The following is a 26,121-nucleotide window of genomic DNA, read 5'->3' on the forward strand; positions in this document are numbered from 1 at the left end:
TAGAGAGCCTCCTTGCAGGTATAAAGAAACTCATATTACAACACATGCGAATTAAAAACAATGCGTTTCTATCTATAGTTACCTCCCGCGCCGTCCTTGACATGATAACTGCCGATTACGTCCGGAATACTTTGTTGATACCGGGTTTTATACAGGAGGCATTGAGAACCCCGTCTATCGGGGTATATTTTTACGACTACCCGGACTATTGGGGGGACAAGATGGATCTGGAAGAACTTTTAAGAGACAGGGAATATGAGGAAGGTGAAAAGAGGCTCGAGAGGGCGCTTGAGATAGCCCGGAGGGAATGGGGGAATGTCAGGGAGTCGCTTGAGCGCGCAGGCGATACAGGGGAATTCGAGAAAGAGGATTTTATGATAGGGATTATCGAGGAGGATGTGATAATCCGGGAGCCTATCGAAAGTCGCACAAAGTCCGTTTCATTTTACTCCCCCACCTTTTACCCGATGTATTTCGTTAAGAACCTCCTTACGATGGAGGAAAAATTTGAAGAGTGGGGCTACAGTACGAGCGAAGCCCTTTACGTATTTATCGAGCTTGCCGCCAGGGCATCCGAGAGGCTCGGCCTTCACGGTACCTTCGCCATGGCTTTCGGGGCCGGATACGGAAGCGTCCGCACCGGATGGATCGCTGAGAAGGGCTTCCCCGTAGAAAGAGAAATATTTGAAAAGATGTTTTTCAGGGGAAAAAAGAAGGCCTACGACTGGGATTTCAACTGGGACTCCGTACAGAAAAGCCTTGCCGAGATATACGGCAGGTTCCATGCCTGGCAGGAAGACGAGAAGCTCTTTCACGAGGAAGTCAAGTCAGGCGCCGTCGTGGTTCCTATGATGGTATGATCAACGGCCAACAGGTTCTTTTGCCGGCCTCCAAGGCAGTCCGTATAATCGATTATCAGAAATCGTCTTCATATTCCTGAGCGAGATTCTCAAAGCTCGGAACGCCCATCTTATCGAGAAAAGCGAGTTTGATAGTGCCCACGGGACCGTTTCTCTGTTTGCCGATAATGAGCTCGGCAATGCCGTCCTTTTCCTCGGGGTTCTTTTTATAAACATCCGCCCTGTGTATGAACATAACCAGGTCCGCGTCCTGCTCGATTGCGCCGCTCTCTCTAAGGTCCGAAAGCTGGGGGCGCCTGTCCGCGCGCGTCTCCGTCTGCCTGCTCAGCTGAGATACGGCTATCACCGGAACGCTGAGCTCTTTTGCCAGCGCCTTGAGCGAGCCCGAAATCTCCGCTATCTCCCGCTCCCTCGTTTCCGTTCTTCTGCTGGATCTCATTAGCTGCAGGTAATCCACGATAATCAGGTCGAGCCCTTTCTCCCTTTTCTGCCTTCTGGCCTTGGCGCGGATTTCCAATACGCTTATGGCCGGCGTGTCGTCGATATAAATTTTCGCCCTGCTGAACTCGTCCGCGGCCCTGACCAGCTTCTCAAGGTCTTCGTCCTTGATATACCCGCTTCTGATATTAGAGTAGTTCACCTTTGCCTTAGTCGAAAGCATCCTGAGCATTAGCTGCTCCTTGGTCATTTCGAGCGAAAAGATGCCGATGGACATTCCGTAGTCGATTGCCGCGTGCGTGGCAACGTTAAGGCAGAACGAGGTTTTTCCCAAGCCGGGCCTCGCCGCCACAATTATCAGGTCGGAGGGCTGCATGCCGGAAGTCATATAATCGAGTTTCTCAAACCCGGTCGGCAGTCCGGTCACGAGCTCCTTTCTCGCATGAAGCGTTTCTATTATTTCGAGCGCCTTGGCCGCAAGCTCCCTTGAGCCGTAAAAGCTCGGTTTGATCTTGTTCTGGGCTATATCGAGAATTGTATGCTCGGCCCTGTCTATGAATTCATCTATGTCGACATTGCTCTCATTGCCCCTGTGGGCGATGTCGCTTGCGGCCATTACCAGGTTTCTTATTATGGATTTTTCCTTTACCAGCTTTGCGTAGTAACCCACGTTTTCCGTAGCCGGCACGAGTTCGGTGAGATAGGTTAGATAGTTGCTCTCTCCGACCTCTTCAAGCAGGTTGCCGTTGGCCTTCAGGTAGTCGAACAGGGTGAGGAGGTCTATGGGTTTATTGTCCTGGTCGAGATCGATCATGGCATTGTAAATCTTCCTGTGGGCTTCTTTATAGAAGTCTTCGGGTATAAGTATCTCCATTACCTGATTTATGGAGGAGCTCTCTATAAGGATTGCTCCAAGTACCGCCTGCTCGGCTTCTATATTCTGCGGAAGTGACCGCGTCAGCATTTCCATGATAATCTATATTAAATCACTTACGGTGTTGATTTCAACCTCGGGAATTTAAAAGGATGTACGGTAATCCAATTTTTCCACGCGGCCGGTCAATAACCGTACGAAAGCCTTTCGGCGAGAATCCTGTTAAGTCCATTTTTTATTATCTTTTCTTGTGCGCCTTTAATATCGTATTCCACCCTTTTAAACGCCGCTTCCCCTTTCTCTCCGTCATATACGAGAAATGAGGCCCTCGGGTCTCCGTCCCGGGGCTGCCCCACGCTTCCGGGGTTAATCAGATACTTCACCCCGCTCTGTAACTCAAATATTTCATCTGTATTGCGGTCTATGCGGCTGTTTGCCTTTGCAAAGCACACGGCTGTGTGCGTATGGCCGAAAAAACATAAATCACGTTCGCCGAAGAGATTTAATTCGTCCTCAGCGTCATATGAGGAGATTATATATTTGTCGGGGTCCGAGATTGCCCCGTGAACAATCATGAAATCGTCAACTATCTCTCTCGCGGTCAGACTTCTCAGAAACTCACTGTTCTCGTCCGTAAGCTCCCGCCTTGTCCACAGTACCGCTTCCCGTGCTACAGGATTGAAATCAAGGGGCTCGGAAATTCCGCACGCCGCGGCGTCGTGATTGCCTATGATCGCGGTAATATTTCGGTCTCTTATTATTTCAACGCATTCGTTAGGGTCTCCACCGTACCCCACTATATCCCCGAGACAGAGGATTCTGCCGGCTCCCGAAGCCTCGATATCTTCGAGCACCGACTGAAATGACTCCAGATTTGCGTGTATGTCTGAAATTATGGCGTATTTCAATTGGATCGCCTGTGGCTCGATTCGGGCTATCCTATGAGCACAATTCCGATATCCATTACGTTTGTGCCTGTGGGTCCGGTGATAATCAGGTCTCCGAGTTTTTCGAAGAAGCCGTAGGAATTGTTCTGGGCGAGGTGCTCCCTGGCGCTCACGTTGATTTCCCTCGCAAGAAGCCTGCTCCGCCCGTCGCATATCGCCCCCGCCGCGTCTATCTGGCCGTCTATGCCGTCGGTGTCGCAGAAAAGTCCCACGATATCGTGCCCTATTATTTCCATGCAGAATGAGAGCGCGGTCTCCGTGCTTCTTCCTCCCTTTCCCGAAGCGCTGTCATTATGGACGGTCACGGTCGTCTCCCCGCCGAAAATTATGCAGGACGGTTTTTCCATAGGTGTGTTGAATCTTTCTATGTCGAACGCGATTGCCGCCGCGACCTTGGCGACTTCTCTTGCCTCGCCCCTTATCTGCGAGGAGAGCATAAGTGTATTGTATCCGAGTTCGTTTGCCTTTTTCTCGGCTGCGATGAGGGATTTAAAATTATTCCCCACAATAAGGCTCTGTACCTTTTCCGGATCGAACTCTCCTTTCTTCAGTGTCTCCTGCGCGTGCCCCCTCCTGCCCTCTTCCAGATGCACCACTACCTGGGGAGGGAGCTTGTGCTCGAGGTCCAGGGCTTCGATCACGCGCCAGGCGTCTTCGAAAGTAGTGGGGTCGGGCACGGTATGGCCGGACGCTATTGCGTCGAGCTTGTCGCTTACCACATTGGAGAGTAAGAGGGTGATGACTTGCGCCGGGAGGGCCTTCTTCAACAGCCCTCCGCCCTTGATCCCGGATATGTGCTTTCTCACCGCGTTCAATCCGTATTTATCGACACCCGATCTCAGTAGAGCCTCGGTGGCTCTCTCCTTGTCTTCGAGCGATATACCGGTTGCGGGCATTGCCAGAAGTGCGCTTCCTCCGCCCGAGATAAGAAATAATACAAGGTCCTTCTCTCCCGCTCCTTCCAGTATGGATACCACTTCTTTTGCGGCCGTCAGACTTCTCTCGTCCGGTACCGGATGACTTGAGAGGTAGAATCCGAGCTTGTTGAAAGGGTTTTGAGGCTGGGAATTGGAAACGACTAATCCACCCGCCACCCTGTCTCCAAGAACTTCTTCCACCGCTTCGGCCATAGACGGGGCGGCTTTACCGAAAGCGATGACGTATATGAACTCGAAATCATCTAGGTTATAAGATTTGGAATCTACCGTAAGTATATTATCCGTCAGTCTGAAGTGGTCCTGGATGCATTTTTTCGGATTAGCCGCTTCTACGGCTTCCCGGTAAATCTCAAGTGCGCTTTCTCTTGCTTTCTGGAAATTCATGTAAGTCAACCGAGCCTTAGGTGTTTACGCCGCTCTCACGTCTAACCTTTTTTCAGTCCTTTCTGAGCTCTTCAATAATTTTGTCGACTCTTTCCCTTGTCAAATTCTCTTCGAGTTTATCGTCAATCAGCATTACGGGGGCCGTACCGCAGGAAGCGAGGCACTCGGCCTCCATAAGCGTAATTTCCCCGTCTGCCGTTGTTTCCCCCGTTTTAATTCCCAGCTTGTCGCACATGTAATGCTCGACATGCTCGGCTCCCCTCAGGGCGCACGCCAGTGTCCGGCACAGCCATATGACGCGCTTTCCGACCGGCTTTCTGAAAAACATCGTGTAAAATGTAGCGACGTTCTGTACGCTTGAGGGTGAAATCTCGAGGATCTTGGCCGTCTCTTCCATTGCCTCGTTCGTCAGGTATCCGTATTCATTCTGTACTTCCCTCAGCACCGGTATAAGGGCGGACCGTTTTGTTTCCGATGTGGAAACAATAGTATCTATTCTTCCTCTTAGGGATTCGGAAAACTGCATAATGTCATACTCCGGATACTGAAAATTTGCACCGATAATGTTACATGGATTGAACCTCTTATCAAGATATATCCGCGAGTGCGTGTGTTTCAGTCGTACCAGGGGCCGCGCCGGCGGCGGAATCGGCTGAAAAGGCTCCACCGACTCAAAAATAGCCGCAGCCGGGAGGTAAGTATTGGAAATTTACGGAGGGTTTGTTAAATTAAAAGACTGTGCGGGAAGTTTAACTGATTAATTCCGCCGGAGAGAGCCCGATCATGCTAAGCGTGTTTAAAAAATTTTTTGACGGATCGTCCGGTAATGCGGGCGGTATGGAGAAAGAGGACCGGGGGGCCAAATTGAGGACCGCTACATGCGTACTGCTGCTCGAAGCGGCCACGGCGGACAACAATTTCTCGCCTGAGGAGCAAAAGAAGGTCATCGAAATCCTGCAGAAAAGGTTTCAAATGTCGGACACCGAGGTAGGGGAATTAATCGACGAATCCAAAAAGGCGAGGGAAGACGCTACGGATCTCTGGTATTTCACCAATCTTATTAACGAGAGTCTAACAAAAGAGGAAAAGTACGACTTGATGGAGCTTGTATGGGAAGTTATTTATTCCGACGGCACTCTCGATAAATTTGAAAACTATATCGCGCATAAGCTCTTCAATATGCTTCGAATAGACCATTCTAAATTCATTGAGCTTAAAATGAAGGTGAAAAACGAATATCGAATAACCTGAGTCTCTTCAGGCCGGGCGCGGTCTCACCTCGCAATATTGGATCAAGGGTTCTTCTTTGCTCGGGGCTGTGAGCTCGTTAATTATAACCTTCGGATTTTCTTTCATTCGGTTAGATGAGTGCTTTCCTAACTTTGAAGTCGCAGATACAATAGATCAATTATCCTTTTGACGGAGTCTTTAGTGAGTCGATTTCAAAACGGCAGACGGGTCGCGGTAATAAGCGGACTGAGAACGCCTTTCATTAGATCCGGTACATCGTACGGAAATCTCACCTCACTGGACCTGGGCAAGTTAGTCACCGTTGAGCTCCTGAACCGTACTGAAATAGACCCCGGTGAAATTGATAAGGTCTTTTTCGGCAATGTCGTTTCGTCCGTTCATACTCCCAATCTTGCGCGAGAGATCGCGCTCGGCTCGGGTATCCCCCCCACAGTGCCGGCTTTCACCGTCACAAGCGCGTGCGTATCCTCGGGCCAGGCCTTCACAAGCGCGGTTGACAGTATTATGTCGGGTGATTCCGATGCCGTATTGACGGGAGGCGCGGACTCGGGCACGGACATTTCCATTCTCTCGGGCGCGGCGCCCGGATCAAAAATAATTCATTCGTCAAAGGGCGGGAATTTAATCAGCAGGGCAAAGCCCCTTTTCAAAATGAGGGGCGAAGAGGTTGTTCCCTCGGTCGCCTTTTTACCGGAACGCTACACGGGACGTATGATGGGAGAAGCGGCTGAGAAAGCCGCGCGCCGATACAAAATCAGCAGGGAAGAACAGGACGAGTTTGCGATGAGGAGCCACGCGCTCGCTTCAAGGGCCCAGGAGGAGGGTGTATTCGAAGATGAATTAATACATACATACGTACCCCCTGATTTTTCGCAGGTCGTTTCGCGGGACAGCGGGGTGATGGATGATATAAGCCCTGAGTATCTCGCTCGGTACGAGCCTGTATTCGACAGCGAGTTCGGTACGGTTACAGTTGGAAACTCCTCGATCCTCTCAGACGGAGCGTCGGCGCTGCTCCTTATGTCGGAGGACAAGGCGAAGGCCCTCGGATACAAGCCTCTGGCCTACGTAAGGGCCTATGCTTACAGTGCCCTCGATCCTTCGGACGATCTTCTCATGAGCGCCGCCTTTTCCACGCCCGCCGCACTTGACCGCGCGCGGGTCTCCTTAAGCGATATCGACCTTGTAGAGATTCATGAGGCTTTCTCTTCGCAGGTTATCGCGAATCTGAGGGCCCTGGCCTCCAGGGGTTTTGCAAAAGAAAAACTCGGGAAAGCCCAGGCGGTAGGGGAAATAGACATGGAAAGATTGAACGTCTCCGGCGGGTCGATTGCGATTGGACATCCGCTTTCGGCTACAGGCGGAAGGATTATAATGACGCTCATATACAGGATGACCAAGAGGAGCGGCAAGCTCGGGCTTGTCTCCATGCCCGCTTCGGGCGGTATCGGCGTATCTATCGTTTTTGAAAAGGAATAATAATGAATTTGGGATAATTATAGATGAGCAGAATATCAATAAATATCGGTAGCGACGGCGTTGCCGAGATCAGGGTTGATACCCCTGAAAGCGCGGAGAATAGACTGAATCACGAGAGCTTTGTCGCGCTTGACGAATTTCTTAACGGTATAGAGCGGCAGCTGGACATGGTTGAGAGCGATGACGAGATAAAGGCTGTCGTAATATCGAGCGGCAAGGAAAAGAGCTTTATAAACGGTGCCGACCCGTCCGAATTCCTCAACTTTACGCTCGCCGATGAGGGCAGGTCCTACAGTTTGAAAGCCCAGGAAGTAACGGAAAAGATTGAGAATTCGAGAGTGCCTTTTGTAGCGGCTATTAACGGAGCGTGCCTGGGCGTCGGACTTGAGCTCGCCGCAGCGTGCAAATACAGAATAGCGGCGGACGGAAGAGACGTGGTTTTGGGTCTCGATCAGGTAGATTTGGGGTTAATTCCCTGTGCGGGCGGCATGCCGAGGCTTGTAAGGCTTACGGGCTCAAAAGAAACGCTCGACATGATATTGAGCGGCGAAACCCTGGATCCTCATTATTCAAAACAGATAGGACTTGTGGACGAGGTCGTTCCGGGAGACCTGCTTCAGGACATAGCCCGCAAGCGCGCGAATGATCTTGCAAACAGGGAATTAGTCCCCAGGCGTCAGCGTTTCGGGGGTATGACAAACGCTCTCTTAAGGGAGAATCCCGTTTCACGGAGAATGTTTTTCGATAGAGCCAGGAAGCAGATAAAGGAGAATCGGGAGCATTATGTGAGCGCCCTGAGGATGACGGTTGAGGCCCTTGAAATCGGGGTTTCGAGCTTTAACCGGGGTCTCCACGTCGAGTCGGTTTACTTTGGCGAGCTTGCAGTCACCAACTATTCCAGGCAGCTGATAAGGACAAACATTTCTCTCGATGAAATTACCAACAAAAGCAAGTTTTCTAAACGCGCGCACAAATTGATAAAGCATGCCGAGAAGATTGCGGTGGTTGGCGAAGAGTACCAAGCTGCCGGCATAGCCTGCCTCGCCGCCGACAATGGAATACGTGTAAGAATGAAGGGGAGGGACAGTGAAGCCGCGGGGCGCACGCTCAAGGCGTGCTACGATTTTTTTAATGATAAGCTTTGCAGGCGGGAAATAGATGAGTTAGAAACGGAAAAAAGGCTTGATCTTATAAGCGCGGCCACCGATTATTCTGGTTTCAGAAGAGCGGATATCGTGATTGAAATGGCGGGGGAGGATGCTGAGGTTAAACGAGCGCTGCTAAAGGAGGCGGAAGCTCTGCCGGACGCGCATTTTATTTACGCCTCTAATTCTTTTGCCGTTCCGATAGCCAGGATCGCTGCGGGGGCCAGGCGACCGGATAAGGTTGTGGGAGTCAAGATTTCGAGCCCGGTGTTCGAGACCGAGCTCATGGAAATTTCTGCAGGTGAAAACGGTTCTCAGGAGACGGTCGGAGAGATGTTCGAATTCGCCAGGCGCCTTGGGAAGATTCCGCTTGTCATAAACGGCCAAACCGGTTTTTACACGACCAGACTGCAGCTGACCTATTTCAATGAGTCGCTCAATCTCTTGAGTGAAGGCGTGGGCGCCGAAGATATCGAGGACGCTATGGTGTTGTTCGGATTCTTGGAAGGGCCTTTAAGCGCTATGGATGAAGTAGGCATCGATCTGGTCAGAAAGGGCTACGATAATATATACAAGCAGTCGGGAGAAAAGCCGAAAGCTCACCCTCTTCTCGACGAGCTTATTGCGGAGGGAAGGACCGGCGCCAGAGGAGGCAGGGGATTTTACAGATACGACAGGGATGAGAAGAGAATCGACAAGTCCCTTTATAAAATGCTTTCCGGCTACGAAGAAGGCTCAAAGGGTCTTTCTCACGAATACATACAGGACCGTCTGGTGCTTGCCCTTGTTAACGAGGCTATGGTTTGTCTCAATGAGGGAGTGATCGGAAGCGCCAAAGAAGGCGATGTGGGGGCCATGCTGGGACTCGGTTTTCCTGCTTACAGGGGAGGGCCGTTCAGATATATGGATTCAGCGGGCGCGGGGGATATTCTAAAAAAGCTTCATAACCTGAGTGTCAGATACGGGACGCGCTATACCCCTCCGGTGCTCCTTAAAAGCATGGCGGTGGGGGGAGACAAGTTCTACGAAAACTGAACGGGCTGGTCTATTCATCGTTGTCACGGTAAAAAATAATTCTCATCAGGAAACGCAATATATGTTAATTCAGGCCGAGTGGTTATAATTTAAATATTAAACTTTCGGATACTACCATGAGTGCTAAAAAACATAACGCGCCCAAATATTTCAAACCTGCGCTTTTAGTCCTGTCGGCTATCGGGATATTACTGTCCCTTTATCTCACATACCTTCATTTTACCGAAACGGAGGCCGCTTTTTGCGCCGCGGGTTCCGATTGCGAGGCCGTGAGGCAGAGCGGCTTTTCAACATTCCTCGGAATTCCGGTCGCGGCTTTAGGTGTACTCGGGTATTTGGTGATATTCATACTGACCCTGCTCACCACCCTTACCAAGCGCGCCAGATGGACAGCACTCTATATATTATCTTTGTCGGGCTTCATATTCTCGGCCTACCTCACCTATCTTGAGTTTTTCGTCATAAAGGCGATATGCACGTACTGCGTCGTATCGGCGGTCCTGATGACGATTATTTTTATTATCCTTCTCAGGGAAAAACCCGCTCTCTACCCGAAATTGTCGGCTTTTAAGACCCTTATTCTGAGCGTCTTTATCGCGTTGGTCGTCATTTTCAGCTCGGCTGCCGTGCAATATGGCAAGTTCGATGAAGCCCGCGACCTCGCCGGCCTCAATTCAACAGCCGACGCTTTCCAGACCGGTCTCGCTAAATATCTCGGAGGGAAAGGCGCGGTTATGTACGGCTCTTACAAATGCCCCCATTGCAATGAGCAGAAAAAGTTATTCGGAGGCGCGTTCAGGTATATCAAATATGTGGAATGTCATCCCAGGGGCGAGAACGCCAATCCCTCACTATGCTTTGCCAATGGAATTACTAACTATCCGACATGGGAAATCGGAGGGAGATTTTATCAGGGCGCAATGTCGCTTGAAGAGCTCTCTGAGGTATCCGGCTATGACGGTTCTTTCTAGCTCCCGCTCCCGGGATTACTGCCATTTAAAGTATCGCGGAGTTTCCTGAAGAATTATCCGGTCTCAAAATTTCGGTTCAGGTTGTATATTAAAAATGTTATTATTATTTATAAATCGTGTAATGGATGGTGATTTAAATGGCGCAAGAAAAACTAAGTCAGGATATAGAAACACTAAGGGAAGACGTAACGAAACTTCGCTCGGACTTGTCACAGCTCGGCAAAAATCTGGTTGAGCGTGGTAAGAACGAGACGGATGCGGCCAGGGATAAAGTCCTTGAAGAGCTTAAATACGAGCTTCAGGCCGCCCGCCACAAGGGCAGGGAAACGGTTGAGTCGGTCGAGAGTCAAATTCAGGAAAAACCCTTTGTAAGTCTCCTGATAGCTTTTTTGGTTGGCCTGGTTCTGGGCAAGCTTTTTGATCGCGGGTAAGCCGAATTGAGCGGTATATTAAGCATTCTGTTCAGATCATTCAAGCCCGATTCCGAAGCGTTGCGTTCGATGCTTCTGAGGATACTCCTGTTATTGTTCGTCCTGTGTGTATCCTCTGTCGTCGCTTCTCTGGGTTTGGGATTTATCATCTGGTCCTCGTACCTGTACTTGAAGACATCTGTTGACCCCTACTTGGCGGCGCTGATAAGCGGGGCGCTCGCCATAGTCACAGCCGCCTTGCTCCTCTTGATAACCGGCCTCTTTCTAGGATATTTTAAAGGCAAGCGGGGCGCTCGATTCGAAACCGCCGCCCCTCAGGCAGGGCAGATGCCCGACCCCGAGGCCCTGATCAAGCGGTATCCGCTCGAATCGGGCATTATAGCTGCGGTTGCGGGCTTCATCGCGGGTTCCTCCTCTCATACTCCGAGGACTCTGGCGGAGCTCATTATGCTGATTAAGGAGAGCGGAATCAAATAACGATACCTTTCTTCTTCCCCGTATTAGAGCCTTTTTATGCATTCCTCTATAAAAGAATTCAATATGCGCTCGGATATTACGTTGTCTTCGAGTTCGGGGTGCCACTGAATTCCAAGCACGAAAGGGGGGTCAAGCGATTCAATACACTCCACTATCCCGTCGGGCGCCCTCGCCGAAACCCTTAAACCCCTGCCCGTCTCTTTAACGGCCTGGTGATGATAGCTTTTCGAGGAGAACCTGTCCGTTCCGGTTATTCTGAACAGGAGTGAGCCGGATTCTACCAGTATTTCATGAGCCGCCCCCTTTTCGTGAGGCCCGGCGTCAGGAATAAAAGAGTGTATATCCTGATAGAGAGACCCCCCGCAGAAGACGTTTATGAGCTGCATACCGCCGCAAATTCCGAGGACCGGAATTCTTCTTTCCGTGACCTGCCTCAATACGGCAAATTCGGTCTCCGTTCTCTCCAGGCTCATGGGCCTCAGTTTCGGATGGGGCTCCTCGTTGTAAAACCCGGGGTCCATATCCCGTGAGCCGGGAAGCAAAAGACCGTCGATCGCAGCGGCTGTGTCTTCTACCAAACGGTCATTTCCGGTTATGGACGGTATCAGGAACGGGATTCCCCCTGCCACCGCTACGGCGCGGGCGTACTTTTCCTCGATTAAGAAATTCCCCTCCTTGATATCCGTTGTAATTCCGATAACAGGCTTGTGTCTTTTCATTTAATCCGAGCGGTTGAATATAGATTTCCGGCTTTAGCTAAAGATAAATATACGCGCGGAAAATGCAAGCCTCTGTCAATGAAATCCTTGTCGAGGCCCCCGTGGCTGGAGGTTGACCGTAAAAAAGAAATCTTTCTTTGAGAAGCCCCTTCCTGTATTATTCTTACCTTCATGGCAAGCGGGAATAAAGAGATATACAAAGGGATTTACTTCGTTCTTCTCTCGACGCTGCTTGCGGGGTTGTTTTTTCTCCTGTTCGGACTTTTCTATGGATACGAGCACCCCTTTTTCAATCTGACACTGTTTCTTGTGTTTCTGGGAGCGAATTTAATTCTCAGCGCTGTTGTATATACGGTATCGATACGGGATGATAAAAATGGCAGGTCCATGGGCATTACGGTCAGATTTCGGAATACTTTATTAATGCTGGTCGCGGCACTGTTACTCTCCGTTCTATTTCCCGCAAGCGCAATCTTGGGCCTGTACCCTCTATCCATGGCCATGTTTCATCTGCTTATTCTATTTTGCGCGAGTCTCTCCCTGAGTGCGGTCAACTTGTCGGCAGTGGTTTTTTTGTGGAGAAACGGCACCGTCGTTAAAGGCTTTAACAGAATTGTTTTTGCGTTTGCTTTAATAATATCGCTTGGTATATCCTATACGACATTATATTTATTCGGGGTACTGCCTGTTAGTTGATAATATTCATGTTCGATAAGGAGACGGTGAATGAGGAACTGCGTAAGAGTACTTCTGGTAATATCTTTTCTAGCCGCCCCGCTTGCGGGCTGTAATGTCATAAAGGGTCTTTTCAACCCTTTTGTGGGAAAATGGAAGTCGGGAATATTTACCCTGGACATGAAGAGCGACAACTCGTTTGAGTTTACAATAGGCAGCACGGTTTCGGTTAACCTCGAGGGCGAATATACTTACGATGAAAATAAATTGACGCTCAATTTCGATGGGAAAAGCAGTGTGATCTTTTCTTATGAATTCGGGGAAGATAAAAGAGAGCTGGTTCTTGTGCCCGAGACCGATTTCGATTACTTCAAGACCAAACTGGAATTTACGAAAGAATAATTTTTTAATATCGGTATCATCCCGTTTTAACTTCATATGATCCAATTAAACGACATTTCACTCTCCTTCGGGTCGAGGGGAATTTTCAAGAACCTCGAATGGAACATAAAGGACGGCAAGAGGATAGGACTTTTCGGCCCCAACGGGGAGGGCAAAACGACGCTGCTCAATGTTATCTCCGGCTTGACCGGGCCTGACAGCGGCGCGCTGATAATCCCTCCCGACCAGGTAATAGGCTATCTCCCTCAGGAGGTCGAAGACTCGGCTTCCGAAAGGACGGTCGTGGAGGAAGCCCTGACGGCATTTCAGGATATACTCGTCCTTGAGAGAGACATGGAATCGGTCAGGGCCGGGCTGGGGCGGATAGGGGATAAAAATTCGGATGAATATAAAAAAGCCTTGCACAGGCTGGATGAGATACAGAACGAATTGAATACCCGCGAGGCCCATACGATCAGGTTTCGCACCGAGAAGCTTCTTATGGGTCTGGGCTTTGAGCCGGGCGATCTGGCCAAACCGATCAATACGTTCTCCGGGGGCTGGAGGATGAGGGTAGCGCTCGCGAAATTACTCTTGATAAAACCGGATTTCCTGCTTCTGGACGAGCCTACGAACCATCTGGATATTGAAAGCATAGACTGGCTCGAAACCTACCTTGAGGAATTTCAGGGTACTGTGATTCTGGTATCGCACGATAAGTACTTTCTCGACCGCATGGTCGATACCATCGCCGAGCTCAGAGCGGGACGGATTACCGAGTATTCGGGGAATTATTCCTCCTATCTGGTCGGGCGCAGGTCCAGATACGAAATCCAGAAGTCCGCTTATGAGAACCAGCAGCGAAAAATCAGGGATACCGAGCGTTTCATAGAAAGATTCCGCTACAAGAACACCAAGGCGAAGCAGGTCCAGAGCAGAATTAAGATGCTCGAAAAGCTCGAGCGTCTGGACCCCCCTCCTTCGGATCAGGCGGCTATACATTTTAAGTTCCCCGAGCCCGAGCGCTCGGGCAAGGTAGTGCTTGAGCTGTCCCGGTTCTCGAAGTCGTACCCGAACGGTGACGGCGCCTTGCTCCGGGTATTCGAGAACGCGGGTCCCCTCACGGTATCGAGGGGCGACAAGATCGCCCTTATCGGCAAAAACGGAGCAGGTAAGAGCACACTGGCAAGGATACTGTTGAGAACGGAGCCTTTCGATGGAGAAAGGAAGGAGGGGTATAATGTCGAGGTTACTTATTTCGCCCAGCACCAGGCCGAGTCTTTAGCTCCTGCGAACACCGTTATTGAGGAGCTGGAATCCGAGGCCGCAGGTAAGAACGAGACTCAAATCAGATCTCTTCTCGGGGCTTTTCTATTTTCTGAGCAGGAGGTGTATAAAAAAGTAGCCGTTCTGTCGGGAGGGGAGAAGAGCAGGGTTGCACTTGCGAAAACCCTTCTCTCGCCCAGGAACTTTATGATCCTCGACGAGCCTACGAATCACCTGGACATTCAATCGAGAAATGTGCTTGTTGACGCGCTCAGACAATATAAGGGCACATTTATCGTCGTAAGCCACGACAGGCATTTCCTCGATAAGATCGCCAATAAGATCTGGTACGCGGAAAGGGGGTCGATAATAACCTATCCCGGAACCTATTCGGAGTTCAGATACCATCAGTCGCAAAGGGAAAAGAACGGAGCCGAAACCGCCCCGCGCGCTGTTCCGGCACCGGGTAACGACTCATCAGGGATTTCGGAAATAGCCTCCGTCGATTCTTCAGCAAGTGAGAAAAAGAAGCTTGAGGCGGAAAAGCGGAACCGTCTGTACAGGGAGCTCAAGGAGCATGGAATTGAAAATATGGAAAGATGGGAGCAGCTTTCCCCTAAGCAGCTCGCGAGCGCATTGACAGAGCTTGAGGAAAGAATCCATAAAATTGAAGAGAAGAAAACGGAGATAGAGGCTTTTCTGGCCGACCCCGATAATTTCAACGACAACGTGCGCTCTCAAAAATTCACCGAGGAGTACAGCCATCTCGACGATAAACTTAAAAAGTTGTACGAACGCTGGGAGGCCGTTTCAGCCTATATGGAAAATCACCGCGGCGATTGATTTCGCTGTTCCGGTGCGGCCGCTAAAACAGCGGGTATAGAATCAATGCTTGGTGGTTTTAGCCGGCTTCCTTTTCGTATTCCTCGATTTCAAGTTCGGGGTGATATCCCGGCACAGCCACTCTGAACCAGATAAACGGCAAAAGGGGGTTTGGGAGCCAGTAGAGCCACCCGAGACTTTTAACCCTGTTTCCCTTATCCAATACCAAATCCATCCAGACGTAGAGGAATTTATAGGGACAAAAGCCGGGCATGTAATTCGCCTTGAATCTATCCGTAGTGAGATACTTGCCGCTTATATAAAAATTACCCTCGAAAGGTGTGATACCCCAGCCGCGGGGTCCTTCCGCTATAAGCGTCCCGCTTGGTTTATGGATTATACGGATAAATTTTCGGGGTTTTGGCATCGATCATTCGACAGCCTCGAAAGATAACCGCTCAATTAGCGCTCTATAAAGGCCCTTTAAGCCGATCCCCCTCCCGCCATGGCCTCGAGTCTCCTTATGCGTTCCTCCATCGGAGGGTGGGTGCTGAATAATCCCGCAAGCCCTTTGCCGGAGAGCGGGCTTGCTATCAGCATATGCGAGGTGCTGTCCGCCACCTGCTCGCTTACCCGTAAAGGGATCCTTCCGGACGCCGCTCCCAGTTTCCTGAGCGCATTCGCAAGATAGACGGGATTGCCGCATATCTCGGCCCCGCCCTTGTCGGCGCCGTATTCCCTGGTTCTTGAGATGGCCAGTCTGATTACGGTTGCCGCCAGAGGCGCTACAATCGCCATTATTAAAAGCGCAAACGGGTTCCCGCCCCGGTCCCTGCCGCCTCCTCCGCCGAAGATAGCCGCGAACTGCGCCATGTAGGCCAGGTAGGTTATCGCCGTCGCGATTGTGGCCGCTATGGAGCCTATGAGGATGTCCCTGTTCTTCACGTGAGCGAGCTCGTGTGCGAGCACGCCTTTAAGCTCTTCCCGGCTGAGGAGCCTCATTATCCCCTGCGTTACAGCGACTGCGGCATGACTCGGGCTTCTGCCCGTGGCAAAGGCGTTCGGCTGCTCCTGAGGGGTGATATAGACCTTCGGCATTGGAAGCCCGGCGTTCTGTGCAAGCTCCTGTATGTCGCCGTAGAGCTCCAGGGCGTCCTCGTATTTCACCTCTTTTGCGCGGTACATCTTAAGAACTATTTTATCGCTCCACCAGTAACTTGCGAAGTTCATCACCATCGCGATACCGAAGGCTATAACGAGTCCGTTTTTCCCTCCGATAGCGCCCCCGATCCACATCAAAATCGCTGAAAGCGCAACAAGCAAAATCAAGCTTTTTAATGTATTCATTTTCTTTTCTCCCGGATTAAACCTTTAAGAATGTAAATCCTATCTACTGTAAAATTATATCTGATAGTTAAAAAAACCTGTATTTTATATAGAATTACCAACTGCAATAATAAGAAAATAATGATCCACGGTTAAATTTCAAGTGTGTACTTAGTCCCTGTAAACGGGAATTATAAAGACAAAATGGATACTCTGATGATGTGGCGTCTCGTAGGCGCTTTCATAAATGTAACCATACTTTCACGGGCGGCGCAGTGGATTCTTAAGAGATGGGTGTCTAATCCGTATAAGCGGGCCGCTCTTGTATTCGTAATAGTTGCGGCGATTGACTTTCTCGGAATGTGGTCTTTGTATGACGATCTCTCGACAGGGGCGTACGTGGTGCTCTTTTATTACATTCCCCTTCTCCTGATATGGCTTTTGAAAGATATAATCGACGAGGCGAGAAAAAAGAAAAGCGCCCCCGGCCCGGCTGATTGAAATCAAATGGCAAACATGATCGCCAGGCGAAAGATGATTAATGCCGTAATTTCTAAATACGATGATTTTCTTTCGGAGCTGGTGGTGCCCTCAATGCAAACGGCCTGAAGACCGATTTCCCGGGGCTCGGGTCTGTGGCTGTCTGCGTGCTTGATGAGCGTCTTTCGGAAAAATGAATTGTCCGCGCTCCTCCGGATAGAAGGTAAATTAAAGGGAAGCTTCCCCGGCGTCGGGAGTGGAATAAAAAAGCTGCTGCGAAAAGAAATAACGGATTCTCTCCTCAAACAAGTGCGGTAAACTGCACGCGGCGCGAAAGCTGTACCAGTCCTTATATGCCCGCCCTCTTTTGACATATATTTTTATCTTTACTACTATTTTCTGGCGACTGTTTGCTTTAGTGCATATACTTACAAGGGACGTTGACAATATGACTCAGGAAGGGGTTGTACAAGAGACAAATTTCGAAGGCGCCGGGACGCCCCGAAGAGGGAAGGTGAGGGATATATATGATCTCGGGGCCGGGCTTCTCCTGGTGGCCTCCGACCGCATATCCGCCTTCGATGTGGTGCTGCCCGAGGGGATTCCGGGCAAGGGCAGGGTGCTGAACCGGATCTCTGAATACTGGTTCGGGAAGACAAAGGACATTATTCCCAATCATCTTATTTCCACAGTTGTAGATGATTACCCGGAGGTGTTCCATCCGTACAGGGATGTGCTTGAGGGCAGGAGCATGCTGGTAAAAAAAACAAGGCCGCTTCCTGTAGAGTGCGTCGTAAGGGGCTATTTGGCGGGCTCCGGCTGGAAGGAATATCAGGAACAGGGGTCAGTATGCGGAATTCCGCTGCCCCCGGGGCTTGTCGAGTCCTCAAGGCTCGAGAACCCGATATTCACCCCGGCCACCAAGGCCCTTGATGGCGAGCACGACGAAAATATCACGTTTGAGAAAGCCGAGGAATTAATAGGGAGGTACCTGGCCGGGAAGGTGAGGGATATAAGCGTCGCGCTTTATTTGAGGGCCGGGGACGTAGCCCGCGGGAAAGGCATCATAATTGCGGATACGAAGTTCGAATTCGGCATTGATGAGCAAACGGGGGAGCTCATACTCATAGATGAGGCGCTCACTCCCGATTCTTCGAGGTTCTGGCCCGGGGACGAATATAAACCCGGAGGCCCTCAGAGGAGTTTCGACAAACAGTTCGTCAGGGATTATCTGAGCTCAATCGACTGGGATAAGAACCCGCCCGCGCCCTCTCTCCCGCCCGATGTGATTGAGAAATCAGCGGAGAAATACCGGGAAGCCTTGCGGAGGCTGGTTGATTAAGCGATATACTGATCAACCGTGCGTATTTTCCCCTTAGCGGATAAGAGGTATTGAGGCGGGATTCAATCCGGGCTGATCCGGCGGCCGGATATAAAATTTAATTTTCAAGCTTGTGATATGGAAACGATAAGCGTATTGGGATGCGGCTGGCTGGGTCTTCCCCTCGCCCGTTATCTCATTGAAAAAGGTTACGATGTAAAAGGCTCTACCAGGACCCCGACTGAGCTGGAGGTAATGAGAGCTTCGGGCATAGAGCCGTTTTATCTGGTGCTCGACCCTGACCTGAGGGGCGATAACCTGGATGATTTCTTCAAAAGCGATGTGATTGTAATCAACTTTCCTCCCGAAAGGAGACCGGACATAGTCGATTATCATAGGGATCAGATAAATGCGCTTTTGCCGCGGCTCGGAAACTCCCCTGCAGGCAAGGTTATATTTGCAAGCTCGACTTCGGTTTACCCCGAGCTCAACCGGGAGGTGTCGGAAGATGAGGAGGCCCTTCCCGCAAAACCCTCCGGGTTAGCCCTTATGGAAGCCGAAAGGCTCTTACAGGGCTGCCCCGAATTTGAAACCACTGTAATCCGGTTCGGCGGGCTCATAGGTTACGACCGCAGGCCGGGCAGGTTCCTTGCCGGAAAAAAGGAGATCGCGAACGGCGATTCCCCGGTCAATCTGATTCACAGAGACGACTGTATCGCCATCATTCTGAAGATAATCGAGAAGAGCGTATGGGGCGAGACCTTCAACGCATGCGCCGATTCACACCCGAAAAGAAAGGATTATTATACGGCTCAGGCCGGGAAACTAGGACTCGAGCCCCCCGTTTTCAATAAGAGCGGCCAGAGTTCGTATAAAATAGTGACAAGCGATAAATTAAAGCGCCTTCTCGGTTACGAATTTATATATCCCGATCCCTCTTCTATAGACGACGGGCAAAAGTGACTCCATGTTTGCTTTGCCTCTAATGAGCCCGGATGTTTGGAATTGAATTCCCTTCTGTTATACTATTTTCACGGCAGATTATTACAGCTTACAATCTGTCCACGCGTACACATTTGAGAATATTAAAACCACAAAAGTACTTTTATCTCTCTTCGGTCCATCCGAGTTTTAGGTTTTTCCGGATACTCAGGCATAAATGAATAATTTTACCGTACTTGAAATTTACGCGCCGGGACTGAAATTATATTCGACAGGCTCTGTCTGCGGGCGAAAAAGGGGAGACTCTACAATAACATGCAGGGAACGATAACAGCCGAAGACCGTATTTCCAGGGAACTGGAATTCCATGATAACAACCTCGTTAAAGAGCTCTACGGTGAGCATAACGAGAATCTTAAGGAAATAGAGAATCTGTACGGAATAAAAGTCCACGCCAGGGGAGGGAAGCTGAGCCTCGAAGGGAGCGCTGGCGAGGTCGAGCCGGCCTACAGGTTCCTGATAGAGATTTATGGACTCCTTGAGAAGGGGTATGTGCTGGACCCGGCCGATATAGAGCTTGCTTCCAAAATAGTGGATGAGGGCAAAATCCCCCTTGAAGATGTCTTCCTGGATACCGTTTGCGTATCGACGAGAAAGAGGATAATCGCTCCGAAGAGCCTGGCTCAAAAGCTCTACATCGAGTCAATCAGAAAAAACGACATAGTATTCGGTATCGGTCCCGCCGGGACGGGAAAGACATATCTTGCGATGGCTATGGCTGTGTCTGCCTTCGTAAACAAGGAAGTAAACCGTATTATACTGACCAGACCCGCTGTAGAGGCTGGAGAAAAACTCGGATTCCTCCCCGGTGATATAACTCAGAAGGTCGACCCATATCTCAGGCCGCTGCTGGATGCCCTCTACGATATGATGGACTACGACAAGGCTTCGCGGCTTGTGGACAAGGGAGCGATCGAAATCGCGCCTCTCGCGTTTATGAGGGGCAGGACGCTCAACGACGCCTTCGTTATACTCGACGAAGCGCAGAACACCACATCGATGCAGATGAAGATGTTCCTTACAAGGCTCGGATTCAGCTCCAAGGCGGTCATAACGGGGGATACCACTCAGGTGGACCTAGCTTCAGACGAAAAATCAGGGCTGCTCGAAGCGGAAAAGCTTATCAGGACGATAGATGGAATCTCCTTCGTGTACTTCTCTAAAAACGATGTAGTCAGACACCCTCTCGTCAGAAAAATTATAGAGGCGTATGAGAAAATAAACTGAAGATTGTGTTATAATTTAACATTAATTCGCACCCTGACCGGAGGCTCTTTTAATGGGAAAAACATTATCTGTTTTGACTCTTGCGACCACACTTCTCCTCGCTGCCGCCTGTTCCCATACTTGGCAGGACCCCGATACGGCGCTGCCCGCGCAGGAAGTCTCGATTGCGACTATACTGGCCAGTCCGGATGCCTATGATATGTCGGGGGTTTCAGTCATTGGTAAAATATGGCACCTGGAGTCCGTGCCGCTCGAAATAAATGAAGGGGGCGTGCAGAGAATGTACACGAAGTTTCTGCTTGCTGATAAAAGAGGTATCGGAATAGATGTCTATGTACCCGGAGAAGTCCCGGTTGTCGAAGGTGATTTCATCAAAGTCGTAGGCCTTTACAGAAAAACATTCCAGCAGCAGGGCCAGGGCCAATATTTTTACAGCAGGATTGACGCTGTACGCCTCGAAAGCTGGAACCCCGGACTTGCCTACTGGATAAGAGAATACGAATTTGATTGACCATGATTCCTATTTAAAGGAGTTCGGTAAGAAATAGAATTTTTTCCCTCGAAGGACCCAAAGAAACCGCGTAAATGGTAACGCCTGTAGCCTCTTCGATCTTTTCGAGATACTTTCTGGCCTGCTCGGGAAGCCGGGAAATGTCTTTTACCTGAGATACGTCTTCATCCCATCCCTCAATTTCTTCGTATACAGGTTCGCAGTCACCGAGAATATTAATATTTGACGGGAAGCCGGATAATAATTCGCCTTTATAACGATACCCTACGCATATGCTTATCTTCTCAAATCCGGACAATACGTCGAGCTTCGTTATCGCCAGGCGGGATATACCGTTGGTCATGGCGGCGTACTTAAGAGCGAAAGCGTCAAACCAGCCGCATCTCCTCGGTCTCCCGGTCGTCGCTCCGTACTCGCCCCCGGCTTTTCTGAGCCGGTCGCTGGTCTCGCCCTCGATCTCCGTGGGAAAGGGTCCTTCGCCAACCCTTGTAGTGTACGCCTTTGCAATACCCAGCACGCCGTCTATCCTGGTCGGACTCACCCCTGTGCCGGTACATGCCCCTCCTGAGCTCGCGCTTGAGGATGTTACATAGGGATAGGTCCCGAGATCGATATCTAGGAGCGCTCCCTGCGCTCCCTCGAACAGTATATTCTTACCTTCCGAAATGGCTTTGTTGAGTAGGCTCGATGCGTCGCACGAAAAATCCTTCAGCTTTTTCCCGTATTCTATGTACTCCTCGTATATTTCATCAATATCGAGAGAGGGTCCGCCCAAAACCTTTGTCATATATATACTCCTTTCCTCAAACACCCTTCTCAGCCTCTCCCTGAAGGTGTCGGGATCGATGAGGTCGGATATTTTGATCCCTCTTCTCGCCGCCTTGTCTTCATAAACGGGTCCTATCCCCCTTCCGGTCGTGCCGATTTTATGATCGCCGCGCGAGGACTCGCGGGCAAGGTCTATCTCCCTGTGGTAGGGCATTATTATGTGAGCCCTGTCGCTTATTCTCAGGTTCTCCGGGTCCGCTTTGAATCCGGCTGAGCGGAGTTCCCGAAGCTCCTGCAGCAGCACCCCGGGGTCTATTACAACGCCGTTCCCTATTACGGACAGCTTCCCCTCACGGAGTATGCCTGAAGGGAGGTGGTGGAGTATTATTTTCTTGTCGCCTATGACTATTGTATGTCCCGCGTTGTTGCCGCCCTGGTAACGGGCTATGATGTCGACTTCTTCCGAGATGAGGTCGACGATTCTCCCCTTGCCCTCGTCTCCCCATTGAGCGCCTATAACTACTATATTTGGCATTCTCAGATTCCCCCTTTGAGGAGTTCCTCGAGATTCGAGAATTCTTTGCAGGCACCCCTTCTGGATTCGATCAGCTTGAGTTTGCGGGGTGTCTCAAGCAGAATGACGCCGTAGAAATTCGAGGCCCGGTTTTCCTTGATTCTCAGCTCTCTTTGTTCCGGGTTCAGATTCAGATCCAGCACCACCTTGAAACCGCTGGATCTGAGCCATTCGGCAAGCCTGATCGCCTCACGCCTCAGGCCTGATTTTTTAGGAATAACAACGAAGTGTATCTGATTGTTCTCGAGGTCTTTCTTGTACGCGTTCAGGAGGGATTCTACATCCACGGCAAACCCGGTAGCGGGCGAGTCATGACCGTATTTCCCCATCAGCTCGTCGTATCTGCCCCCCCTTATCAGAGGAGCCGGGATATCACGGGAAAGGATTTCAAATGTGACGCCCGTGTAATAATTGAATCCCCTTATCTCGGCCAGGTCTATATTGATATCGCAATCGGACTGGTAGTCGCCTATAACGCTCAGTACGTTCTCCAGCTCGTTTATGTACTTGCTTATGGATCTGATCTTTTTCGCTTCTTTGAGTATTTCCCTTCCGCCGAAGAGGGAGGGCAGGGACATTAATGTGTCCTTCGTGCCTTTGGGCGCCTTAGAATTTTTAATTGCTCTCGAAAGAGCCTCCTGGTCTTTTTTTTTAAGCGCCTCTTCGATGTCCCCTCTCCGCTCACCTGTTTCCCTGAGCAAGTGTCTCAGTATCCCCGTATGTCCTATATCCAGGACCAGATTTTTTATGCCCGATTTACCGAGGGATTTGACGCCGAGCGCTATAATTTCCGCGTCCGCCTCCGCCGATTGGAGACCGATCAGCTCGCATCCGACCTGGAAAATCTCCCTCTCCTTGCCGCTCCCCTTTTCTTCGAACCTGACCACCCTGCCGTTGTAGCAAAGTCTCAGCGGAGAGCTGTGGTCCTTCATCTGCGTTGCTACTATTCTTCCTACCTGCGGCGTTATATCGGGCCTGAGGGCGACCACTTCGCCGGAGGAGGGGTCGACAAACTTCATTACCTTATTCTTTAGCTCGTCTCCGAGGCCGATCGATAAAGGGTCTAGGTATTCGAAAAGCGGGGTGATTATTTTTCTGTACCCCCACCTTGCGAACTCTGCGAGCAGCCCTTCCTCTATTCTTCTGAGCTCTTCTGCTTTTTCAGGAGTGTAGTCCTTGACACCCTGGGGCAGACTGAGGCGGTTTATCATTTAAATTTTGACCTGCGTGACGGAAATAATATCCTGAAGATTCATAATTTTCTCAATTACTTCCGGAGAAACGGGAGAGTCAACATTCGTAAAAACTATCGCCCGTCCGCCGATTGATTCCCTTCCCAGGTGGAGAAGCCCTATGTTCACCCCGTTTTCTCCTAGAAGCGAAGTCATTGATCCTATGAAACCGGGTCTGTCGTAGTTCTCGCTCACCAGGAGATATCCCTTGGGGACTACATCTATGGTAACGCCGTTAATTCTCACGAATCTCGGCTCTTCCTTCCCGAAAATCGTGCCAGCGACATGACTTTCGCCCTCTTCCGTTATCACCTTCATCGAAATTAAGCTCGTAAAATCCTTGGTTTTTGAGGATTTAGCCTCGACTACCTTTATTCCCCTTTCCTTGGCTATTACCGGAGCGTTCACGTGGCTGACCACGACGTCCATCATGGGAGTTAGAAAGCCCTTTAAGGCGGATACGGTTATAGGAGAGGTGTCGAGCTCAGAAATCTCGCCGTCGTATTCTATGTGTATCTCCTTTACTCCTCCCTTGCACAGCTGTCCCTGGAGACTGCCGAGTTTCTCCGCCAGATTGAGATACGGTCTCATCGTCTTAAGGAGCTCCAGGCTTACAGAAGGCATATTCACCGCGTTTTTAACCACCCCGTTGAGTAAAAAATCCACTATTTGCTCGGCGATTGCCACTCCCACCTTTGTTTGAGCCTCGCCTGTGGACGCGCCCAGATGCGGGGTGAAAACCACGTTATCCTCAAGCGTCAAGATGGGGTTTCCCTCTTCGGGCGGCTCGTTTACATATACGTCGAACGCCGCCCCCGCCACCTTCCCGGATTTTATAGCCTCGGTTATATCCTTTTCGTTTACGACTCCGCCCCGGGCGCAGTTTATCAGAATCAGGCCGTCCTTTGTCTTCTCGAGTGATTTTTTATCTATGAGGTCTTTTGTCTCCGCTGTCAGAGGCGTGTGTATGGTTATAATGTCCGCTTTTTTCAACAGATCGTCGAGCGATACAAGCTCCACACCGAGTTTTTCGGCGGCGTCCTTCGACAAAAACGGGTCGTAGGCGATTACGTTCATCTTAAGCCCGATAGCCCTTTCGGCGACGAGCTTCCCTATGTTGCCGAGCCCTATACAGCCGAGCGTCTTTCCGTATATCTCTATCCCCTTGAATTTGCTTCTTTCCCATTTCCCGGCTTTAAGCGATGCGTGGGCCTGGGGAATCTGCCTGGCGAGTGAGAGCATAAGCGTAACCGTATGCTCTGCTGTAGTTATTGCGTTGGCCTCGGGCGTATTCATAACCACTATCCCTTTCCTGGTGGCGGCCTCTACATCCACGTTGTCCACACCGATGCCCGCCCGCCCGATCGCTTTCAGGTTCTTTCCCGCTTCGATGAGGTCGGAGGTGAGTTTGGTCGCGCTCCTTATTATTACTGCGTCGTAATTACCGATTATTTCCATTAATTCTTCTTTGGGCGTGCTCTTTCTTACATCAAGCTCAAGTCCCTTGGCGGATTTAAGGATGCTCAAACCTTCCTTGGCCATTCCGTCCGTAATCAATACTTTCAATTTTGCCTCCAAGTGCTTTCAAGGGATTATTTTAACGGGATAACAATATATGCGAGCTATGAATTGTTGTCAATTTACCAGCTCTACCTGTGCGGATAAACTGCTTTTTTTAACCGGCTTATTTATCTTCGAGCGCTACAAGCAATTACAGGACGGTTATTCGCGCGGATAATTGAGAACATCAATCCGTTAAGTTAATATTGTCCCGGCGCTATGAAAGAATCTAAAATGTCGTTTCTGGATCACCTGGGCGAACTCCGGCTCAGGATATTGTGGTCGCTTATCGTGGTAGTGGTTTTATTCATTCCCGCGTACGTATATTCAACCGCGATTTTCGATTTCCTGATGCGGCCGATAATAGACAATCTCCCCGAGGGCAGCTCCCTTATATTCACAAGGCCTGCCGAAGGGTTCATTACCTACCTGAAAGTGTCTTTATTCGTGGCGCTGTTCGCGGCAGTCCCGTTTATTCTCTATCAGGGCTGGAAGTTCGTTGCCCCCGCTCTTTACAAGCACGAAAAGCAGATAGTGATACCTTTTATCTTCTTCGGAACGTTATTCTTCGCCCTGGGCGCGGCATTCTGTTATTTCGTCGCCGCTCCCCCCGCGTTCAGGTTCCTTCTCAACGAGTATTCATCCGAGTATGTAAAGGCTTTCCCCTCCATAAGGGAAGCCCTTTCGTTTCTTATGGCTCTTATTTTAGGCTTCGGGATAATTTTCGAATTCCCGCTCGTAATTTTTGTCCTGGCCAGAGTAGGGGTCGTAACCAGCGCCTGGCTCAGGCAGAAAAGAAAGTACGCGCTGCTCCTGAGCGCCGTCGCGGCCGCCTTGCTGACGCCGACTACCGACGCCGTATCGATGATGTTCATGTTCGTTCCGATAATCGTATTCTACGAGCTCGGAATTCTGGTCGCGTGGATGTTCGGAAAGAAGCGCGCGGAGGCGAATCCGGACGATTCCGGCGTCCCTGACTAGAAGATTGCGTTCTTACCCCCTCATAAAAGCGTTTTTGCGCATTCGA

General features: G+C 50.3%; 26 protein-coding genes. 16 read left to right on the top strand and 10 right to left on the bottom strand.

The window, feature by feature from the left end; translation table 11 throughout:
- The first annotated feature begins 44 nt into the window (after positions 1–44).
- Positions 45–860 (top strand): hypothetical protein, encoded by an 816-nt coding sequence (locus RIG61_09670; GenBank protein ID MEQ9619427.1) that lies wholly within the window; start codon positions 45–47, stop codon positions 858–860.
- Positions 861–915: 55 nt separating this feature from the next.
- Here the strand turns inward: RIG61_09670 and dnaB are convergent, their stop codons facing one another.
- From dnaB to nuoE, 4 genes are all read right to left on the bottom strand, one after another.
- Positions 916–2,268 (bottom strand): replicative DNA helicase, encoded by a 1,353-nt coding sequence (gene dnaB / locus RIG61_09675; GenBank protein ID MEQ9619428.1) that lies wholly within the window; start codon positions 2,266–2,268, stop codon positions 916–918.
- Between the two features lie 89 nt (positions 2,269–2,357).
- The gene (locus RIG61_09680; GenBank protein MEQ9619429.1) at positions 2,358–3,080 is read right to left on the bottom strand and encodes a metallophosphoesterase family protein; all 723 of its coding nucleotides are present in this window, start codon (positions 3,078–3,080) and stop codon (positions 2,358–2,360) included.
- 26 nt (positions 3,081–3,106) lie between these two features.
- On the bottom strand, positions 3,107–4,441 hold the full coding sequence (locus RIG61_09685) for a glycerate kinase (GenBank protein ID MEQ9619430.1): 1,335 nt from the start codon (positions 4,439–4,441) through the stop codon (positions 3,107–3,109).
- A gap of 52 nt (positions 4,442–4,493) precedes the next feature.
- Entirely contained in the window at positions 4,494–4,967 is a 474-nt protein-coding gene (nuoE, locus tag RIG61_09690; GenBank protein MEQ9619431.1) for an NADH-quinone oxidoreductase subunit NuoE, read from the bottom strand.
- A gap of 257 nt (positions 4,968–5,224) precedes the next feature.
- On the opposite strand from nuoE, the gene RIG61_09695 reads away from it, so the two are divergent.
- The 6 genes from RIG61_09695 (at position 5,225) to RIG61_09720 (ending at position 11,230) form a co-directional block, all read left to right on the top strand.
- Positions 5,225–5,692 (top strand): TerB family tellurite resistance protein, encoded by a 468-nt coding sequence (locus tag RIG61_09695; protein ID MEQ9619432.1) that lies wholly within the window; start codon positions 5,225–5,227, stop codon positions 5,690–5,692.
- Between the two features lie 180 nt (positions 5,693–5,872).
- The gene (locus tag RIG61_09700) at positions 5,873–7,171 is read left to right on the top strand and encodes an acetyl-CoA C-acyltransferase (protein MEQ9619433.1); all 1,299 of its coding nucleotides are present in this window, start codon (positions 5,873–5,875) and stop codon (positions 7,169–7,171) included.
- A 23-nt stretch (positions 7,172–7,194) separates the two neighbouring features.
- A complete protein-coding gene (locus RIG61_09705; protein ID MEQ9619434.1) occupies positions 7,195–9,351 on the top strand; it encodes a 3-hydroxyacyl-CoA dehydrogenase NAD-binding domain-containing protein in 2,157 nt (718 codons plus the stop codon).
- A 116-nt stretch (positions 9,352–9,467) separates the two neighbouring features.
- Entirely contained in the window at positions 9,468–10,322 is an 855-nt protein-coding gene (locus tag RIG61_09710) for a vitamin K epoxide reductase family protein (protein MEQ9619435.1), read from the top strand.
- Between the two features lie 137 nt (positions 10,323–10,459).
- Entirely contained in the window at positions 10,460–10,753 is a 294-nt protein-coding gene (locus RIG61_09715) for a hypothetical protein (GenBank protein ID MEQ9619436.1), read from the top strand.
- 6 nt (positions 10,754–10,759) lie between these two features.
- A complete protein-coding gene (locus tag RIG61_09720; protein MEQ9619437.1) occupies positions 10,760–11,230 on the top strand; it encodes a hypothetical protein in 471 nt (156 codons plus the stop codon).
- A gap of 23 nt (positions 11,231–11,253) precedes the next feature.
- Here the strand turns inward: RIG61_09720 and RIG61_09725 are convergent, their stop codons facing one another.
- Positions 11,254–11,949: a gamma-glutamyl-gamma-aminobutyrate hydrolase family protein gene (locus RIG61_09725; GenBank protein MEQ9619438.1), complete on the bottom strand. Its 696-nt coding sequence runs from the start codon at positions 11,947–11,949 to the stop codon at positions 11,254–11,256.
- 171 nt (positions 11,950–12,120) lie between these two features.
- On the opposite strand from RIG61_09725, the gene RIG61_09730 reads away from it, so the two are divergent.
- Genes RIG61_09730 through RIG61_09740 form a run of 3 tightly spaced genes read left to right on the top strand, consistent with a single transcriptional unit; the run spans position 12,121 to position 15,114 of the window.
- Complete coding sequence (locus tag RIG61_09730; GenBank protein MEQ9619439.1) at positions 12,121–12,645, top strand: hypothetical protein; 525 nt, start codon at positions 12,121–12,123, stop codon at positions 12,643–12,645.
- Positions 12,646–12,675: 30 nt separating this feature from the next.
- Positions 12,676–13,026, top strand: coding sequence for a hypothetical protein (locus RIG61_09735; protein ID MEQ9619440.1), 351 nt, complete (start codon positions 12,676–12,678; stop codon positions 13,024–13,026).
- A gap of 36 nt (positions 13,027–13,062) precedes the next feature.
- On the top strand, positions 13,063–15,114 hold the full coding sequence (locus RIG61_09740) for an ABC-F family ATP-binding cassette domain-containing protein (GenBank protein MEQ9619441.1): 2,052 nt from the start codon (positions 13,063–13,065) through the stop codon (positions 15,112–15,114).
- Positions 15,115–15,172: 58 nt separating this feature from the next.
- On the opposite strand, the gene RIG61_09745 is transcribed toward RIG61_09740, so the two are convergent.
- Positions 15,173–15,520, bottom strand: coding sequence for a hypothetical protein (locus RIG61_09745; GenBank protein MEQ9619442.1), 348 nt, complete (start codon positions 15,518–15,520; stop codon positions 15,173–15,175).
- Between the two features lie 56 nt (positions 15,521–15,576).
- Positions 15,577–16,440, bottom strand: coding sequence for a zinc metalloprotease HtpX (gene htpX, locus RIG61_09750; protein ID MEQ9619443.1), 864 nt, complete (start codon positions 16,438–16,440; stop codon positions 15,577–15,579).
- A gap of 183 nt (positions 16,441–16,623) precedes the next feature.
- Here htpX and RIG61_09755 point away from each other — a divergent pair, with 183 nt between their 5' ends.
- The 5 genes from RIG61_09755 (at position 16,624) to RIG61_09775 (ending at position 20,960) form a co-directional block, all read left to right on the top strand.
- On the top strand, positions 16,624–16,920 hold the full coding sequence (locus tag RIG61_09755; protein MEQ9619444.1) for a hypothetical protein: 297 nt from the start codon (positions 16,624–16,626) through the stop codon (positions 16,918–16,920).
- Between the two features lie 427 nt (positions 16,921–17,347).
- The gene (locus RIG61_09760) at positions 17,348–18,241 is read left to right on the top strand and encodes a phosphoribosylaminoimidazolesuccinocarboxamide synthase (protein ID MEQ9619445.1); all 894 of its coding nucleotides are present in this window, start codon (positions 17,348–17,350) and stop codon (positions 18,239–18,241) included.
- Between the two features lie 117 nt (positions 18,242–18,358).
- Positions 18,359–19,183, top strand: a complete 825-nt coding sequence (locus tag RIG61_09765) for an SDR family oxidoreductase (GenBank protein MEQ9619446.1) — start codon at positions 18,359–18,361, stop codon at positions 19,181–19,183.
- Positions 19,184–19,477: 294 nt separating this feature from the next.
- The gene (locus RIG61_09770; protein ID MEQ9619447.1) at positions 19,478–20,449 is read left to right on the top strand and encodes a PhoH family protein; all 972 of its coding nucleotides are present in this window, start codon (positions 19,478–19,480) and stop codon (positions 20,447–20,449) included.
- A gap of 52 nt (positions 20,450–20,501) precedes the next feature.
- On the top strand, positions 20,502–20,960 hold the full coding sequence (locus tag RIG61_09775; GenBank protein MEQ9619448.1) for a hypothetical protein: 459 nt from the start codon (positions 20,502–20,504) through the stop codon (positions 20,958–20,960).
- Between the two features lie 13 nt (positions 20,961–20,973).
- On the opposite strand, the gene RIG61_09780 is transcribed toward RIG61_09775, so the two are convergent.
- The 3 genes from RIG61_09780 to serA are packed head-to-tail and all read right to left on the bottom strand — an operon-like array spanning position 20,974 to position 25,100.
- On the bottom strand, positions 20,974–22,263 hold the full coding sequence (locus RIG61_09780) for an adenylosuccinate synthase (protein MEQ9619449.1): 1,290 nt from the start codon (positions 22,261–22,263) through the stop codon (positions 20,974–20,976).
- 2 nt (positions 22,264–22,265) lie between these two features.
- Complete coding sequence (gene hisZ / locus RIG61_09785) at positions 22,266–23,513, bottom strand: ATP phosphoribosyltransferase regulatory subunit (protein ID MEQ9619450.1); 1,248 nt, start codon at positions 23,511–23,513, stop codon at positions 22,266–22,268.
- On the bottom strand, positions 23,514–25,100 hold the full coding sequence (gene serA / locus RIG61_09790; protein ID MEQ9619451.1) for a phosphoglycerate dehydrogenase: 1,587 nt from the start codon (positions 25,098–25,100) through the stop codon (positions 23,514–23,516).
- A gap of 213 nt (positions 25,101–25,313) precedes the next feature.
- Between serA and tatC the strand changes: the two genes are divergently transcribed.
- A complete protein-coding gene (gene tatC / locus RIG61_09795) occupies positions 25,314–26,075 on the top strand; it encodes a twin-arginine translocase subunit TatC (GenBank protein MEQ9619452.1) in 762 nt (253 codons plus the stop codon).
- Positions 26,076–26,121: the final 46 nt, after the last annotated feature.

The organism is Deltaproteobacteria bacterium (assembly GCA_040223695.1).
GTDB lineage: Bacteria > Desulfobacterota_D > UBA1144 > Nemesobacterales > UBA2774 > JAVKFU01.

Excerpts from the sequence above, each read along its gene's own strand:
- RIG61_09760 (MEQ9619445.1), top strand. The coding sequence starts at position 17,348 with ATGACTCAGGAAGGGGTTGTACAAGAGACAAATTTCGAAGGCGCCGGG.
- RIG61_09670 (MEQ9619427.1), top strand. The coding sequence starts at position 45 with ATGCGAATTAAAAACAATGCGTTTCTATCTATAGTTACCTCCCGCGCC.
- RIG61_09735 (MEQ9619440.1), top strand. The coding sequence starts at position 12,676 with ATGAGGAACTGCGTAAGAGTACTTCTGGTAATATCTTTTCTAGCCGCC.
- RIG61_09695 (MEQ9619432.1), top strand. The coding sequence starts at position 5,225 with ATGCTAAGCGTGTTTAAAAAATTTTTTGACGGATCGTCCGGTAATGCG.
- RIG61_09755 (MEQ9619444.1), top strand. The coding sequence starts at position 16,624 with ATGGATACTCTGATGATGTGGCGTCTCGTAGGCGCTTTCATAAATGTA.
- dnaB (MEQ9619428.1), bottom strand. The coding sequence starts at position 2,268 with ATGGAAATGCTGACGCGGTCACTTCCGCAGAATATAGAAGCCGAGCAG.
- RIG61_09765 (MEQ9619446.1), top strand. The coding sequence starts at position 18,359 with ATGGAAACGATAAGCGTATTGGGATGCGGCTGGCTGGGTCTTCCCCTC.
- RIG61_09715 (MEQ9619436.1), top strand. The coding sequence starts at position 10,460 with ATGGCGCAAGAAAAACTAAGTCAGGATATAGAAACACTAAGGGAAGAC.
- nuoE (MEQ9619431.1), bottom strand. The coding sequence starts at position 4,967 with ATGCAGTTTTCCGAATCCCTAAGAGGAAGAATAGATACTATTGTTTCC.
- RIG61_09770 (MEQ9619447.1), top strand. The coding sequence starts at position 19,478 with ATGCAGGGAACGATAACAGCCGAAGACCGTATTTCCAGGGAACTGGAA.
- RIG61_09710 (MEQ9619435.1), top strand. The coding sequence starts at position 9,468 with ATGAGTGCTAAAAAACATAACGCGCCCAAATATTTCAAACCTGCGCTT.
- RIG61_09740 (MEQ9619441.1), top strand. The coding sequence starts at position 13,063 with ATGATCCAATTAAACGACATTTCACTCTCCTTCGGGTCGAGGGGAATT.
- RIG61_09745 (MEQ9619442.1), bottom strand. The coding sequence starts at position 15,520 with ATGCCAAAACCCCGAAAATTTATCCGTATAATCCATAAACCAAGCGGG.
- RIG61_09730 (MEQ9619439.1), top strand. The coding sequence starts at position 12,121 with ATGGCAAGCGGGAATAAAGAGATATACAAAGGGATTTACTTCGTTCTT.
- RIG61_09775 (MEQ9619448.1), top strand. The coding sequence starts at position 20,502 with ATGGGAAAAACATTATCTGTTTTGACTCTTGCGACCACACTTCTCCTC.
- RIG61_09705 (MEQ9619434.1), top strand. The coding sequence starts at position 7,195 with ATGAGCAGAATATCAATAAATATCGGTAGCGACGGCGTTGCCGAGATC.
- hisZ (MEQ9619450.1), bottom strand. The coding sequence starts at position 23,513 with ATGATAAACCGCCTCAGTCTGCCCCAGGGTGTCAAGGACTACACTCCT.
- RIG61_09725 (MEQ9619438.1), bottom strand. The coding sequence starts at position 11,949 with ATGAAAAGACACAAGCCTGTTATCGGAATTACAACGGATATCAAGGAG.
- RIG61_09685 (MEQ9619430.1), bottom strand. The coding sequence starts at position 4,441 with ATGAATTTCCAGAAAGCAAGAGAAAGCGCACTTGAGATTTACCGGGAA.
- RIG61_09780 (MEQ9619449.1), bottom strand. The coding sequence starts at position 22,263 with ATGCCAAATATAGTAGTTATAGGCGCTCAATGGGGAGACGAGGGCAAG.
- tatC (MEQ9619452.1), top strand. The coding sequence starts at position 25,314 with ATGAAAGAATCTAAAATGTCGTTTCTGGATCACCTGGGCGAACTCCGG.
- htpX (MEQ9619443.1), bottom strand. The coding sequence starts at position 16,440 with ATGAATACATTAAAAAGCTTGATTTTGCTTGTTGCGCTTTCAGCGATT.